Origin of the sequence: Streptomyces uncialis (assembly GCF_001905345.1) — a bacterium.
Classification (GTDB): domain Bacteria; phylum Actinomycetota; class Actinomycetes; order Streptomycetales; family Streptomycetaceae; genus Streptomyces; species Streptomyces uncialis.
Genome location: NZ_LFBV01000003.1, coordinates 82947 through 97893, shown reverse-complemented (window position 1 = coordinate 97893; position 14947 = coordinate 82947). Strand labels below are relative to the sequence as shown.

Annotated in this window: 15 protein-coding genes and 1 pseudogene; 6 read left to right on the top strand and 10 right to left on the bottom strand. The window is 70.4% G+C overall.

Features of this window, described 5'->3' with window-relative positions; all coding sequences use genetic code 11:
- Positions 1-118: 118 nt before the first annotated feature.
- From AB852_RS14555 to AB852_RS39755, 4 genes and pseudogenes are all read right to left on the bottom strand, one after another.
- Complete coding sequence (locus AB852_RS14555) at positions 119-664, bottom strand: carboxylesterase/lipase family protein (RefSeq protein WP_425444170.1); 546 nt, start codon at positions 662-664, stop codon at positions 119-121.
- Positions 625-939, bottom strand: a pseudogene (locus AB852_RS41635) (carboxylesterase family protein); the annotation flags it as partial. The pseudogene AB852_RS41635 and the gene AB852_RS14555, both read right to left, overlap by 40 nt.
- A gap of 114 nt (positions 940-1053) precedes the next feature.
- Positions 1054-2148: an endonuclease/exonuclease/phosphatase family protein gene (locus tag AB852_RS14550; RefSeq protein ID WP_245876776.1), complete on the bottom strand. Its 1095-nt coding sequence runs from the start codon at positions 2146-2148 to the stop codon at positions 1054-1056.
- Positions 2149-2641: 493 nt separating this feature from the next.
- A complete protein-coding gene (locus AB852_RS39755; protein WP_178391019.1) occupies positions 2642-2791 on the bottom strand; it encodes a hypothetical protein in 150 nt (49 codons plus the stop codon).
- Positions 2792-3200: 409 nt separating this feature from the next.
- Between AB852_RS39755 and AB852_RS14540 the strand changes: the two genes are divergently transcribed.
- From AB852_RS14540 to AB852_RS14530, 4 genes are all read left to right on the top strand, one after another.
- Positions 3201-3611 (top strand): hypothetical protein, encoded by a 411-nt coding sequence (locus AB852_RS14540; RefSeq protein WP_073788111.1) that lies wholly within the window; start codon positions 3201-3203, stop codon positions 3609-3611.
- Between the two features lie 668 nt (positions 3612-4279).
- Positions 4280-4468 (top strand): hypothetical protein, encoded by a 189-nt coding sequence (locus AB852_RS40225; RefSeq protein ID WP_218623259.1) that lies wholly within the window; start codon positions 4280-4282, stop codon positions 4466-4468.
- Positions 4469-4470: 2 nt separating this feature from the next.
- A complete protein-coding gene (locus AB852_RS40220; protein ID WP_218623258.1) occupies positions 4471-4752 on the top strand; it encodes a hypothetical protein in 282 nt (93 codons plus the stop codon).
- Positions 4753-5399: 647 nt separating this feature from the next.
- The gene (locus AB852_RS14530) at positions 5400-6755 is read left to right on the top strand and encodes a glycosyltransferase family protein (protein ID WP_073788109.1); all 1356 of its coding nucleotides are present in this window, start codon (positions 5400-5402) and stop codon (positions 6753-6755) included.
- 466 nt (positions 6756-7221) lie between these two features.
- Here the strand turns inward: AB852_RS14530 and AB852_RS14525 are convergent, their stop codons facing one another.
- From AB852_RS14525 to AB852_RS14515, 3 genes are all read right to left on the bottom strand, one after another.
- On the bottom strand, positions 7222-8085 hold the full coding sequence (locus AB852_RS14525) for a DUF3592 domain-containing protein (RefSeq protein WP_073788107.1): 864 nt from the start codon (positions 8083-8085) through the stop codon (positions 7222-7224).
- Between the two features lie 24 nt (positions 8086-8109).
- The gene (locus tag AB852_RS14520; protein ID WP_073788105.1) at positions 8110-9213 is read right to left on the bottom strand and encodes a hypothetical protein; all 1104 of its coding nucleotides are present in this window, start codon (positions 9211-9213) and stop codon (positions 8110-8112) included.
- Positions 9214-9694: 481 nt separating this feature from the next.
- On the bottom strand, positions 9695-10279 hold the full coding sequence (locus tag AB852_RS14515) for a TetR/AcrR family transcriptional regulator (protein ID WP_073788103.1): 585 nt from the start codon (positions 10277-10279) through the stop codon (positions 9695-9697).
- A gap of 138 nt (positions 10280-10417) precedes the next feature.
- Here AB852_RS14515 and AB852_RS14510 point away from each other — a divergent pair, with 138 nt between their 5' ends.
- Positions 10418-11284, top strand: coding sequence for a class I SAM-dependent methyltransferase (locus AB852_RS14510; protein ID WP_073788100.1), 867 nt, complete (start codon positions 10418-10420; stop codon positions 11282-11284).
- 869 nt (positions 11285-12153) lie between these two features.
- Here AB852_RS14510 and AB852_RS14500 read toward each other — a convergent pair.
- Positions 12154-12945, bottom strand: a complete 792-nt coding sequence (locus tag AB852_RS14500) for a class I SAM-dependent methyltransferase (protein WP_073788096.1) — start codon at positions 12943-12945, stop codon at positions 12154-12156.
- Positions 12946-13329: 384 nt separating this feature from the next.
- Here AB852_RS14500 and AB852_RS40755 point away from each other — a divergent pair, with 384 nt between their 5' ends.
- A complete protein-coding gene (locus AB852_RS40755; RefSeq protein WP_073788094.1) occupies positions 13330-13578 on the top strand; it encodes a hypothetical protein in 249 nt (82 codons plus the stop codon).
- Positions 13579-13800: 222 nt separating this feature from the next.
- On the opposite strand, the gene AB852_RS14490 is transcribed toward AB852_RS40755, so the two are convergent.
- Together AB852_RS14490 and AB852_RS14485 are read right to left on the bottom strand one after the other, a co-directional pair.
- Complete coding sequence (locus AB852_RS14490) at positions 13801-14478, bottom strand: PhzF family phenazine biosynthesis protein (RefSeq protein ID WP_245876775.1); 678 nt, start codon at positions 14476-14478, stop codon at positions 13801-13803.
- A gap of 39 nt (positions 14479-14517) precedes the next feature.
- Positions 14518-14811: a DUF1330 domain-containing protein gene (locus AB852_RS14485; protein ID WP_073788092.1), complete on the bottom strand. Its 294-nt coding sequence runs from the start codon at positions 14809-14811 to the stop codon at positions 14518-14520.
- Positions 14812-14947: the final 136 nt, after the last annotated feature.

Below are 14947 nucleotides of genomic sequence, written 5' to 3'. Positions count from 1 at the left end.
CCGGCCGACGCAGACCGCCGCCGAGCCGACGCGAACCCCCCGGCCGCTCCTGCTTCTCACCAACACTTTCTGGGCCTCCGACCCCGGTCGTTCTCACCTCGCGTCGACAAACGCCCGGTCAGCCGGGGTCCTCTTCGCCCAGGATCTTCGCCGTGGGTCGCCGTGGGTCGAAAGGAGCCCAGCCCGGGTTGCCGGTGCGGGCGAACGCGACCCAGGCGCCGTGCACTCGGGCCGCCGGCCTGGCGGGGGCGGGGGCGGGGCCGAGCAGGTCGGCGTCCCCGTGCAGCCGGGGTTCATCGGCGACGTCGAACACGAAGGGCAGTTCGACGGTGTGGGCGGCGCCGAGCCGCCCGTCCAGGGCCGTCGAGCGGTACCCGAACGAGTAGAGGCGCGTGCGGCCGCCCGAGATCCGTGCGTGGGCCCGCGCCATGCGCGTCGTACCGGCTTCGAACAGGACCTGCCCGAGCACGGCGGAGCGCAGCGAGCCCGGTGTCGCGTCCGGCCGTGCCGCGCGGAGTGCGGCGAGGACCGTCCGCGGGTCCGCGCACGCCCGGGTGGCGAAAGCGACCAGGTCGGCCTGCGTGGTGGACTCCAGCTCGCCCCGCGGTGCGAGATAGAGGTGCCCGGATCGCCGCCGAAGGCCGCGATGGTGTCGCGTACCCAAGCGAGCGCGGCGAGCAGGTCGAGCGGCCCGCGGTTCGGTGGAGCACCCGCCAGGTCGAGGAACCCGGGGATGCCGAGCCGGTAGTTCACCGTCACCAGGACGACGCTGTCGCGGGCGAACGCGCTGCCGTCGTAGAGCGCCGCGCGGTTCGAGCCTGTGACGAAGCCACCGCCGTGCACGCAGACCATGACGGGTCGTCTGCCGACGGCTGCGGGCGTATGGATAGCGACGGTCAGGTATTCCGCGCCAGGCACCCAGCCCGGCCCGAAGAAGGGGGGTCGCGACGCTGCTCTGTTCCTCCCGCTCTGTCAGGACCTGAAACAACATCTCAGCCTTTCACCGGTCGGCGGCCGCCGAGGGGAGAACAGCCGACCGGGGCACGAACCTGCTCAGCGTGTGGCTATCCGGAAGGTGCTGAGTACGGCCTTGTGGTCGGTCGGCCAGGTCCAGGTGGGCTCCCAGAACCTGTCCCTGCCCGACTCCGGCACCCGTTCGTTGCGGACGATGGTGCTGGACGGCCCGACGATCACGCTGTCGAGCAGCCGGATCCGCCGGTCCGGGTGGTAGAAGACGAAGTCGATCCGGTCCCGCTCGTCGGCCTTCGGCGCCCAGGTGAGCTGGCCGACGTCGGCGCCCGGGTTGTCGCTCGGCCAGGTGAAGCCCGGCCTGCGGACGGGGTCCGGGTGGATCACGCGATAGCTGTCGCGGAATCCGGCGTCCTCGATCGCCTGCGTTGTCGACCACTTGACGACGGCGCCGTTGTGGTCGAACAAGTTCCGGGTCCGGTGGTTCCAGTCCCGGTGGGAGGGCTCGTTGAAGTCACCGGCCAGCAGCGTGAGCCGCCCCTTGGCCCGCTCCTTCGCGGCGTCCGCGAGTACCGTCCTCGTCACCTTCGTACGTCCCGAGGCCGCGTTGAGCCGTGTGATCAGGCCGGCATCGGTGACCGGACCGGTCGGGATCTCGTCCCAGCCGTACTCGGAGGTCTCCAGGGGCGTGGGCGTGCCACCGCCGTACCCGCGCGGCAGGTAGTTGACGTAATAGCGGTACTCCAGGTGCCCGGAGTAGGCCGCGACCTCGGTGCCGTGGACCGAGACGACCGCCTTCGACCAGTACGGGAACGACGCGTGCTCGATGATCGGGTAGCGCGAGATCACCGCGGGATCGGCTGGGTTCTCGTTGTCGAAGTAGGTCAGCCCGCGCTCGGCGAGATCGGCCAGGAGATGGGCCACCCGCTCCGGGTTCGACTCGCTGAGCATCACCACGTCCGGCTTGACCGCGGCGATGGTGTCGGCGATCCCCGCCCGGCCGCCGGGCACCCGGCTACCGCCGAGCCAGATGTTGAACTGCATGACCTTGAGCGTTCGGTGCGACGGCCTGCGGTGCTTCCGCGCATCCTGCGGGGCGGCCTCGGCCGTGCCCATTGCCAGCACTCCCGCTCCCACGGTCGCGCCGACCATCCCGAGCAGTTCGCGACGCTTGACCATCAATGACCTCCAGTAACTGCCATGCACCCATGACCCGGTCACGATTCGACCTGGGCCGGGACAAGCGTCAAGGCCTCGCGTGTATGACACATGAACCCAGCGGCAACGTCAGATATTGAATGATCAACAGCTGTGCGGGCGTGTTCTGCCGACCCGTGCCGACGCCCGACGCGGCCCGGCCCAGTTGACGAAGCGGCAGAGGAGCGTGGCACGGCGACCGCGTGGTGCCGGTGCGCGCGGCGGGTGCGCCTCGCCTCCGGACACACCCGCGCCTCGTCCCCTTGAGGTCCGTCCCGAACATGTGGTCTTCCACATCGCGGCCGGGCTGGCAACGGCGCCGATGTCGCCGTGCGCACCCCGGTCGCCGCTCGTGACCACCGGGTGCGTGCACCAGGACAGCCTGGTGACCCCAGGTCGGGCGGGGGCGACGCCTCAGTCGTCGAGTCATGTTCTGGGCACCGCAGGACCAGCACGACCACTCACCGGGCAGTGCTCACCGGAACGAGAATCCGCACCCGCTGCTCACTCCCGTGTCCGCCTTCGCCACGGCGATCCCGAGGTGCGCCGTATCCGCGACGATCACGGTGACGCTGCTCGCGGGTGCCTCGGTCCGCCCGCCCGGCGGGATGTCCGTGTGGGTCATACGGGGGCGGTGGGCGGACGGGGGCCCGGGGGAGGGGCCCCACTTCTGCGCCGCGGGGGTGGCGAGGAGTGACGTGGGCCGTCGCCGGTTTGTCGGGTGACCCCGATGGAATCTTGGCGTCGGCGCCCTGCCGCTACCCGTACGGGGAGGTCCGAGTAGGCCGGTGAGAGGGCGGCCGAACGGCTGGCCCTGTCCGCAGGTTCTCCTCTGACCAGGCCTTTCGGCCCGCACGGGACACGGTCGTGTGGTGGGCCGGGGTATGAGGGCGGCCGGTCGTCAAAGGGACACGGGGTGATTTCGGTGCTTGTCTTCCGGTGTGAGCCGCTTCGGTTCCCGCTCATGTGGAATCGCGGTCCGGCTGTCGTGCCGGATCCTCCGGGCTCACCCTTCTCCCGACAGGGGTTCTCTCATGAAGCTGCACCGCATCGCCGTCACGTCCCTCACCGCGGGCGCCCTTCTGGCCGGCGGCAGTGCCATCGCGTGGGCCGGTGCCGACGCGCCCGCCGCATCGGCCGGTCGTACAGCGGCCGATCCCGTCGCCTGCGCGGCTTCGACCACAGCTGCCGCCACCTCGGCGGCCAACGCCGCTGCCGCCGCCGACGCGGCCAAGGCCGACGCGGCGACAGCCGCCGCTGCCGCCAAGGCCGTCGCCGCCGCGATCGCCGCGGCGGAGCCGTACGCGGTCCTCGCCGAGACCGCCGCCACCGCGACCGAGGCGACCGCCGCCGCAGTCACCTCCGCCGACGCGAGTGCCGCCGCCACCACTACTGCTGCCGCCGCCACCCAGGCGGCCGTCACCGCCTGCGCGGTTGCCCCCTGACCCGCCGCTCCCGTACGGTCCCGGCGGCCGGGGTCGTCGTACGGGCCACGGCGATGGCCGCACACTTGTCGACTCCCCAGCCCGTGCTGCCGTCGCCTGCGGCGAGACGGCTCCCGTTGCCGCGGTGAACGCGGCGAACACGAAAGGTGGGAGCAGGGGCGCGGTGAACGCCCTTGATCCGTGAGCTGGCGCTTCGCTCGGCCGGTTCCAGGGACCGGGACCCGGGTCCGGAGCAGGACGTCTCCGGTGTCCTGGACGGACAGGAAGGCGACCGCGGTGTCCTCTCCCACTGGCAGTGGGGGGAGCGGGTGGGTGGCGACCGCCTCGCCCAGGGCTCGCCACAGCACATACGCCGTGGTGTCCGACTCGATCAGCATCTCCACCTCGGGGTTCAGCACGGGCGCACTCTCCAAAAGTCGCAGGGGGTTTCTCCGGGAGCATCCGTGACCCGGTGGCACCGCACAGGCCCCGGCGATGTCTTGCGGCTCCACCGGCACGAGCGGCGCGGTGGCGGTGCTCTCGGGGACGACGGCTCCTCAGGTACGGGCCGCCCCGCTAACCGCGGAGGCCTCCAGGACACCCTCGAACTGCGGACCTGTTGACAGAGTCCGGCGCGGAGCCACTGAGGTCGGACCGATGAGGGAACGGGATCGGTCTAGGCTGCGGTGGTGAACTACAGCGAGGTCGAGGCAAGCATTCTCCGGCTGGTCACCGAAGCCACCGAGGACAGTGCCCGCGCCTTCGCGGAGCAGACCGTCACCCGCCTGGTCCGGCCGGAACTGCTGCGCGCCGCCGCCGAGGACGAACTCACCGAGGATGCCCGAACGGCCTCACCACCGGGTGCGCGAACGTCCTGATGATGGGCCCCGCCGAACTGCACGACCTGCTCGCGGCGATCGACGGCGGAATCCTGGTCGACGACGGTCTGGACACCGGAGTCCTCACCGCCGTCACCGCATTGGAGCACTGGAAGAACTACCTGGAGCAGAACCGGCGCAGCGAGCTCTACGAACTCGCCGTCCGTTCCATCGAAGACATCGACCATGAAGTGTCCGCCACCCTCGACGACTTTCTCGCCACACCGGAGATGGCGGCCGAATACGCACGCATCCGCCGACTGCTGACCCCCGGACCGGAGTAGGCGGCACCCGCCCGCTGCGTACAGCAGGGCAGGGCCGATGGCAACGGCCCGGGTCACGTCGGCTTCGCGCAGCGTCCCGTGCGGATGGCACATGGCATCATCGGTGGCCAGTGAAAGTCGGTCGAGGCGCGATTTCGGTGGTCGGCGTTCGCGAGGCGGCGCGCGACTGTTCGGCCGTATCCCGTGGGAGGACCTGCGCGACGGCACCGAAGTCCGTGCTGAACCTGCCGCCTACGACGGGCCCGACGACTACCGGGCCGGGTTGCGCCAGGCGGCGCTGGACTACCGGCTGGACCGGCAGGACGGTCAACCGGTGCGGCTGGAAATCGTCTGCGAAGCAGCCGGGACGGTTCCGCAGCCGGTCGCCGGCGCAGCGACCCGGGCCCACCCGGGCCGGAAGGGGCTGACCAGCACCGTTGCGTCCTGCGGGGACGGGGACCGGGTCACCGCTCGGCCAGGTCTCCGGCCACTGCCAGGCACCCCTTCGGGCTCGCGCGAAGCGGCACCGCGATGGCGTGGCGGCGCGACGGACTACCGTATGCTTGTCACTCCATTGACTGCGAACCGTCGTCCTCATCGGCGCGCACCGCCGCCGGCTGTGGCCCGGCGACCGACCCACCGGAGGGCGCTCGGAAACGGGAGCGAGAATGACATCTGGAGCCGTCGAGGACACCCACGCACCGGCGGAGGCCCTGCGGGCGGAGATCGCGCGCCTCGACCGCCGCGTGGCCGAGCTGGAGGCGGACCGCCGCAGGCACGCGCACGGCTCCGGCTCCCTCACTCTCGATGAATTCCTCGAACCGGTCCGTCTCTCGCGCCGGGCCTTGGACCTGCGGCGGGCGAGCGGGGAGCCGCAGGACAAGGTGATCAAGGTTGTCCGGCCGTCCGCGGTGACGCTGCCCCTCTCCTCCTCCTTCCGCCGGGAGCCGCCGCGCAAGCCGGAGGACCAGCAGCCCGAATACCTTGAGCAGTTCGACGCCCGCACCCTCTTCTACGACGTCTTCCAGCACGGCGACGACGTGTGGCTGAGCGGCCCGCCGGTGAGCAACCTCAAGGCGCCGCTCAGCAACGGGGCCTGGCGCGTCGACGGCGTCGACGTCACGGGCGACCTCGGTCTCCGTGACTGGGGCCGCACGCAGCGCTCGGTGATCGCGGGGGCCGGCGCGGGCCGCGAGCTGTCCTTCAGCCTGGGGAACGACAGGTTCAGCGCGGACATCGCGCCGAACGAGTCGGACCTCTTCGCCGGGCAGCGCACGATCATCACGAAGTCCAAGGACAACGACCTCGTCTGGATCCAGGACTTCCTGCGCTACTACCACCTCGTGCACGGGGTGACCGGAATCGTCTTCTACGACAACAATTCCACGCGCTACACCCCGCAGGACGTCGCCGACGCCATCGCGGAGGTGGACGGGATCACCACGGCCGTCGTCGTGGACTGGCCCTTCCCCTTCGGCCCGCAGGGCGGCCCCAACAAGATCTGGGACTCGGACTACTGCCAGTACGGGCTCCTGGAGCACGGCCGCTTCCGCTATCTGTCCGAGGCGGCCGGTGTGATCAGCGCGGACATCGACGAGCTGATGCTCGCCGATGACGGCCGGTCCGTCTTCGATCACGCCGCCGAGTCGGAGACCGGCGTCGCGATGTTCTCCGGCTACTGGATGGCCAAGGCGACGCGCACCCCGATGCCGTCCGACCGGCAGCGCCGCTTCACCGACTACCACCACCGTTCCAAGGGCACGACGACGGTGAAGTGGGCGGCCCTGCCGGGCGTCGTGGACGAGATGACCACGCAGTGGCGCGTGCACAGCGTCGCAGGCTCGGGAACCGTGAAGACCGACAAGGTCCACCACCGGCACTTCGCGGGTGTCAACAGCGGCTGGCGTTACGACCGTTCCGAGGGCGTCGCCCAGCCGGACGCCCACATCTACGACCCACGCATGAGCCGCGTCCTCGACATCGTCTTCGGCTCCAGCCCCGAAGAAGTCCGGGGCACCTGGTAGCCGCCCGCCTCGCTCGCCCGCGCGCCCGGAGCAGCGCGCAGGCGGGCGCGCACAGCGCGGCGCCGCACCAGAAGGTGGCGCTGTAGCCGGTCCGGGCGGCGACGAGGCCGGTGAGGGCGCCGACGAGAAGCTGGGCGACGGGGAAGGTCGCCGAGAAAAGGACGTCGGCGGCCCCCACCAGCCGCTTCCCGCCCAGCAGCCCGGTGAGCCGCCCCGCCCCGATCAGCAGCGGACAAAGCATGTTGCGTCCCTGAGCTGCTGAAAGCCCACGCGCGCGAGGAGGTACGGGCGAGCGTGCGTGTTGCACGGTCCTGCCCTGGCAGCGCGATACCCCGGGCCTGCTCCAAGGGGGGTGGTTGTTCCTATGGCGGGATCGGGGCTCCGGCGTCAGCGTTTCGGGGCTGCTTGACCGGTGTCACTCGCTGGAAGCGGACATGAATGCCGCTGAAGCAGGGCTGAAGGCCTCTCAGAGCATCGCCATTCCCGCCACGGCTGTCGCTGCGAGTACGACGACAAACAGAACGTGGAGTGTCACGCCCTGTTCCGCCGAGCGGTGTTCGGCCGCGCGGTCCAGTGTGAAACCGGCCGGGTCGGCGGACGGGTAGTGGACTGTGACGTCACGGCCGTACGCGCGGGCGGGGTTCGGGATGTTCGACGCGCAGTGGGCCGTGACGTCCGTGCCCTCACGGGTGGTGAACGACAGGACCGGGGTGATGGTGATCGAGGTGTCACCGTCGTCCTGGTTGGCTTTGACGTCCTTCAGAACCGCGACGACCCGTCCCCGCACGGTGTCCATCGATGCCAGTCTCTCGATGCGGCGGTTCTTGGCGCGTACCGCCCCGGGCAGATGAACGGCGGCGACGACAGCCAACGGCCCGCCGGAGCCGATCAGCGCCCACGGCCACCCCCAGCCGACCGCGGCGAGGACCACCAGCCCCACGTAGACCAGGAAGACCGCGAAAATCGGCCAGCCGAGCCCACGACTGGGCTCCTCCGGAGTGCTGGAGAACCGGTAGGCGTGCGGTCTGCCTCGTGGGTGGCTGACCCCGATCTCCCGGCCCTCCCACGCAGAGGTGATCGTCTCGCCCCGCTCACCGTCGTTCGTCACCGTGACCTTCTGACCGGAGGCCGGGTCGCGGTAGGAGACGACCACCCATATCCCGCCCGACCGGGACCCGCCGTGCCGGGGCTCCCGTACCTGTTCGATCCGCCCGGTGAGCAGGACCGTCCGCTGCGCCTTGGTCACCCCGGCCAGCGACATGCCGTACCCGGTCAGCGCCACCACACCCCACACCGCGCACCACAGCACCAGGAACTCGTCCCACCTCATGCGCCGCTCCTCCTGCCGATCCCGTCAACTGCCGCTTTTCCGCAACACTTTGCCCCGGCCGTCCGCTCTCAGTGTTCCCGTGCTCCCGCCGTCGGTGACCACAACCATGAGCGTGAGCGAGCCGGTGACGCCGTCGGCGGTGAGCTGCCAGCTCCGCGGGGACTCGGCGCCGACGGTGGTCCCGGCCTCCTCGACCAGACCGGGAACGCGATCGTAGGGCAGGGACCTCGGGTCGAACCCGGCACGCTTCCCGCCGGTGAGGGAGAAGACGACCGTCAGCAGGCGGTCCCGCACGACGACGGAAAGCACCTGACGCCTGCCTGCGACCTGCGTCAACGACTCGACCGCAGCGCGTAGTTCACCCTCATCGAGCATCGACTTCCCAGGCCCGAGGGCGACCGTGCCTGTCGCCGAGGTCACGGTGACGGTGGACGATGTCACGGTGGTGGTGGACGACGAGGAGGAGACGGACGGTTCGGGGGCTCCGCTGTCGCCCCCCTGGGAGCCGAACAGGTCGGCACGGAACAGCAGAAGTACGGCGGCCGCGCCGAGCAGCAGCCCGAAGAGATTGAGGAGCCCGCTGGAACAGCCTTCCGGGGTCTCGCTCTTCATGGCCGGACCGGGCACCGAGTCGACCTGGGCCACGGCCGCCCGCTCCTCCCACTCCGGCGTCGGGCGCTTCACGATCCTTGTCTTCCACGGCCGGTCCGGCGGATACTCCACCACCACGACCGCACGCGGCCGGTAATCGGCCAGCTCGACGACGTTGACATCCTGCCGTATCTCGACACGGAAAGCGGGCGCGTCCTCCGGAACGACGGACAGATCGAACCGCACCGGCACGTCGCTGGTCTCACCCCCGACGGCCTCCCGACTCTCGATCACCGCGAGCGCCGTGCGCGGCGCGACGGCCGCCTCCCGGACACGGCGCGGCAGTGTGGCGAGGAAGAAGACAAGCCCGTAGACCGCGGGCAGGACCAGCCCGGTGAGGACCAGAGGCGCTCTCCCGACGACGCAGCCACCGATGAAGGCGGTCAGCGACGCCCCGATCACCCCGCCCGTCAGGAACCCCAGAGCGAGGTCGGCAGGCGTGTTGTGCGTGGGGGGCGCGCCCGCGGTGCTTGTCATGCCGCCGATTGTGCACGTCATGGGCAGAGGCCGACAGACCTGCGGATCGCGAGCGATACATCGCAACCGGCGCTGCGGATATCCACGCCCCGCCCCGATGGGGCTTCCAGACGCCTGGCCAGTTCGAGCGCGTTACGGTGGCCACGGCGTCTCGGCTCAGGCCCACCAGGATCGTCCCCGGATCAGGACGCCTTTCGTGGTGCTCCGCGAGATCGGGAGCGCGGCTGGGGCGGTGACTGACGCGGTTCGCCACGGAAGCAGCGGCGAGCGAGCGGAGCCGGAGTACGGGCTCAAGGGGCAGGAACTGAATGAGCGGCTGGAGAAGTGCGCCCGGTTCACCGCTGGACGGTGAAGGGCACCGACGGCCGGTGTGGGGTGAGCCGCTCCAGCCCATCCCTTCTCCGCGGCGCCCCGACATCTCGTGGACAGGACAGGAGCGCAGCTGTCTCGCAGCCCGCGTTCGCCACGTCCCCGTTTCTGACTAGCCGTCCAGCAACGCGGCCACAAGGCGCGCCATCGGGGGGCGCGGGTCAGGCGTGTCGGGTCGACTGGTCATCAGGAGGTGGTGGGCGGTTCCGACGATGGCGAGGGCCGGCGTGTCGGGGGCGATGCTCTTCGCCACCCGGCCGAGTTCCTGCTCGGCCTTCAGATAGTCGGTGATGGCTTCCTGGATCGCGGTGAATCCGGGTGCCCCGCCTTCCAGGGCATCGCGGATACGCAGTGCGGCGGCGGGGCGGGTCATGGCCAGACCCGCGATGGCGGGGCCGCCGGAGTCGAGCAGCGCGAAGGCGACGGCCGTGAGGTTTGTCTGCACCGTACCCTGCCCGGCGAGCCCTGAAAGGGCCTGGGCCTTCGCCGCTGTCCGCGCGAACCGGTCGAGGCAGAGCTCGGCGACGAACTCGTCGAGACCCGCGAAGTGTGTATGCAGCAGCCCTTTGGCGCAGCCCGCTTGGGCCGTGACGGATCTGCTGGTGAGTGCGCCGGGGCCGTCTCTCCTCACGACGTGCTCGGCGGCGGCGAACAGGAGCTCGCGCACGTCCGGCGTCGCTACTCCGCGCGGTGACATGGACTCCTCCTTCGTTCCGATTCCGCCGTTCCCCAAGGCGCGACCGTGTGGATTGTAGCGAGGATTGCCAGTTTGGGCACGTGCCCATAGTGTTTGGGCGCACGCCCATACTGCGGCCGTCCGCCAAAGGAGACACCTGTGCCCAACATCGTCAACACCGAGCAGGCACACGCATGGAACGGCGCCGAAGGAGCCCACTGGGTCCGCAACCAGGATCGCTGGAACGCCGTGACCGACGGCTTCAACGAGCCACTCCTCAACGCCGCCGGCATCACCGGACACCACCGGACCCTCGACCTCGGCTGCGGCTCGGGACAGACCACACGCCTCGCGGCGCTCCGGGCACCCCAAGGTCACGCGCTGGGCCTCGACCTGTCCGGCCCCCTGCTGGCCGAGGCCCGAACCCGCGCCGAGAGGGAAGGCATCGGCAATGTCTCCTTCACACAAGGCGACACACAGGTGCACCCTTTCGAAACGGGCACCTTCGACGCGGCGATCAGCCGCTACGGGGTGATGTTCTTCGCCGACCCCGCAGCCGCCTTCAGCAACGTCGGCCGGGCACTGCGCCCGGGTGGACGCCTGGCGTTCGTCTGCCCGGCCGATGCGGCGCTCAACGACTGGGTGACTGCGATGACGTCACTGCGCGACCTTCTTCCGGTCGGTGACTTCGCGCGGCCGGGGGCGCCCGGCATGTACTCCCTGGCCCCGCCGGACCGCATCCGCGATGTCCTCACCGCGGCCGGATTCACGGGCATCACCCTCAACAAGACCCAGGTGTACGGGGTGTGGGGACACGGAGCCGCAGACGCGGCGGAGTTCATCCTCGGAACGGGTCCAGGTCGCCACCTGACCGGGCAGGCCCCCGCGGCCGTACGGACCCGCGCCCTCCACACGCTCACGGACCACTTGCGCGCCCACGAGACAGCGGACGGCACCGTCCGGCTGCGCAGCACGTCATGGCTGGTCACCGCGGATCGCCCGACCGGCCCGGCAGACAAGCCCTGACGCAGGACCATCAGCGCGCCCTGGGCGTAGCGCAGAGGCCGCCGCAGAACCGCTTCCACGACGGCGGCCCGGCCGACAAGCGGCTTGACTGTCGGCCCTGCGACGCCCCGGAGACAAGTCCGCACCACCGGGGGGCGTGAACGGGGGATTCAATCAGGTATCCCGGGGCACTCTGCCCTCCATGACCACGGGCGGTGATTCCCCCGCTGCCTTTAGCCACGAGGAAGGAGGGCTCCCAGCGATGGCTGATCTGGATGACCCGTTGGGCCGGGGCAGCGCGGTGAGCGACGCCGCCACACGAGCCGGACTCCTGCTTGCCCTGGGCGGCACGGGCCTTCTCACCGTTATCGGCTTGATCACAGCCGTTCTGGGGTACTCAGCCGGCCTCTGGGTCGCGCTCGCGGGTGTGGTCTGCTCCATAGGAACGGCGTTGGCCATCCGCAACCGGCGGAGTTAGGGCTGCGGATTGCCCGGGTGCCCCTGTCTCCATGGGCCCCGTCGGCGGGGGAGTGGACTGGGCATGGTGTGGGGTCTGTAAACACGAATGGTCGGGCTCCCCCGCAACCAGCGGGGGAGCCCGACCATCCCTGGTGCTCGGCACGGTGTGGAGACGCCGGGCCGTCAGGGCACCGAGCACCCGCCGGTATTGGGAGCAGTGCTGGGCTCATTGGCAGGGACCCGGATCATGCGTGCCCTTGTCTGCGGCGGCCTCCAGGAACTGGAGGGCGTCAGCCTCGTACAGGTCGGCGTGGCTCTGATGGTCGCTGGCCCAGCGAGCGGGGCTCAGCGAGGTTGGTGGGGTCGGGCCGGCACTGCGCTCCACTCGGCCCTTCGGAAACACGGCCGTTTCGGTCGGCCCTGCGGCTGGGTCAGCCCGGTTTGACCCCCAGCGTCGCAAAGTAGCTGGACATGTATGAAGCGGATGCGTTGGATTGGTGCGGCGCTTCCGCGAAGCCGGTGAGGACGAACCCCGCGGCGAGTTGCCCGCCGATCTGGTCGGTGAGGGTGTGGCTGTACTCAAGGGCGGCATCCGCGCCGAACTTCGTGGCGCGTTCCTCGGCGGAGTACTGCGTGACATCGCTGTAGGGCAGCTTGTGCACGACGATCAGTTCGCCTCGCTCGTCAAGCGCCTCGTGGTCGAACAAGTACCCATCGGGGTTGAGGAAGCCCGCGAGCAGGGTTCCGCCCGGTCGCAGGACGCGGAAGCACTCACGCCACACCGGTGCCAGGTCGGGTACGAACAGGTTGGACACCGGATGGAACACGACGTCGAACGCTGCGTCGCCGAAGGCGCTGAGGTCGCGCATGTCGCCCAGAACGGTGCGCAGTTCGAGTCCGTCGCGCGCCGCCACCATCTGGTCCTGGCCGAGCTGGCCGGGTGAGTTGTCGAACACGGTGACCCTCGCCCCCGCGGCGGCGAGGATCGGGCCCTGCTGGCCACCGCCGGAGGCCAGGCACAGCACGTCCTTGCCGGTCAGGTCCGTCGGCAGCCAGGAGCGGTCGACCGGCTCATGCCCGACGAGAACGATCGACCAGTCGCCCGCGCGGGCGCGCTCGACTTCCTCAGCACTCACCGGCGTCGACCACTCGTTGCCCTCTTGGACGTACTTGTCCCAGGCTGCCCGGTTGTGGGCAGCGGGGTCGACAGCACTGTCCTGCACGTTGAACTCCCTGCTATGGCCGAGCGGACACCTGCGGTGCCGACAGTTCGGTGCCGCCAGCCAACACGATCGCAGGGTGCGGGCTCAACGGAATTTGCGGGCATCGAGGTGCTCACGGCGGAGCGACGTCGGCACGCCCGTTCGTCGCAGCGCCAGCGGGTCGCCTCGAAGGCTTCCAGCGACATCGAAAGGTACGCACTCACCCACGACCAGGACGATCCGCCCCCAGATGCACCAGGAAGTCAACGACAACCGCTGACCCCACAGGTGTTGTCGGTGAGCAGTGCAGCGGGGCCGTGCAGATAGTGGGAGGCATCGCCGGGTGGGGCGCGGCCTCGCGGATGTCGTACGTGACCTTCAGCGTCCCCTCCGACTTTGACGCGGGTGGAGATCTTCTCGGAGAACACGCGCTTGCAGTTCGCGCGGTCGAGGGCGTCGAGCTGGGACTGCTGTTTCTGCTGGGCGGTGGAGCAACGGGCGTACCCGATCCGGATCGCGGCCGCGGTCGGCGCCGGCTTCGACGCGCGGGCCCGGAACCCGGGCCTGGCCGGGACTGCGGTCGTCGGGCACGGCGACGTCGAAGAACTCGGCCAGGTCTGGCGACATCTGGGGCAGGCAGGGGCCCGGGGTTGATGGCCGATCACGTCCTACTGGTGCGACTCGTACCTACTCCTCCTCTCCTTGTCGTTCCTGTTCGGGCCGCCGCCCTGCCGGCGAGCCGGTCATCGTCTCGACCGGCCCTGGCTCGGTTGTGCCGGTCGGGGCTGCGGCCGCCACCGGGCGCCAACGCGTGACCGCGGCGGACAGCCCCAGCCCCATGCGCGGATCGCAGAAGAGGACGGTCCGGTCGTCGCCTCACTGTCCGTCGCGGACCACCGCCAACCCGCCGACGCGGGTCGTGATGCCCGCCGGCCCGCGTCGGGCCGGAGCGAGCACGCTGGCCGGTCGACCGAGGGTGTCGCCCTGCTCCACCTCGATCGTGACCGGAGCCTGTACGGCCGGCACGCCGCTGTCAGCCTGCCGAGGTGCGGGCGGACTCGGAGCAGCGCCGACCGGTCTTGGACCGGTACCAGCATGCGTGGAGTGCCGGGCGCGGCGATCCGTGGCGGTCGGATGCAGGTCGTCCGCGGTGAGCCCGAGCGCGGCGACGATGGCGGCGCGCTCGTCCGGTGCCGGGTGACGCAGCGCGACGAGGCCCTGGTCGAACCACACCTTGATGCCGGCGGGGCGGCGGATCGCGACGGTGTCGAACGTGCGCCCGCCGGTGTGCTGGCGGCCGTTCAGCTCGCTCAGCGCGGTGCGGGTCAACCGGACGGCCTGCGCGGCAACGGTGCCGTGGCCGCAGCCGGACAGTTCGGCGATGGCCGTGAAGAACCGGACCGGCAGGCCACCGTCCGGTGTCCGCCCCGGGCCGAGGAACGCCGCGTGCGAGGTGCCGGCCGCAGCAGCGACCGCACGCCGGTCCGCGTCCGTCGCCGCCGGGTCGTCGTCGGTGACGGCCGTGGGGCTACCGCCCCGCCCGTCGCGCCGCACGCACGCATCAACCACCAAGACATCCGGCCAGGACATCGCTCAGTCGATGCCTTCGACGATGCGGAAGTCGCGCTCGACGCCGTCGGAGAGGGCGACCAGCGCCTCCTGGTAGGCCGCACTCTCGCGCACCGCGACGGCCTGCTCGAAGCTGTCGAACTCGACCACGACCGTGCGCTCGGCGATTCCGGCGTCATACGCCTCGACCCGACCGCCCACGACGATGGTCCGGCCGCCCCCGGGCTCGACGGCCAGGGGAGCCAGCTCGTTGTAAGCAGCCAACTTCTCAGGGTCTGAAATGGTGCGGTAGACGCTGACCCAGTAGCCCTTGGGCATGGAACCTCCAGTGTCGGGATGAGTGCGTTTGACTCACGGGTTGGCCTCGGACGAGCGTCGGCGGGCGAGAGCGAGGCTTGTCAGCGTCGTGATCACCATGGCGCTGATGTCGACCGGCACCTTCGTGTCATGCGCG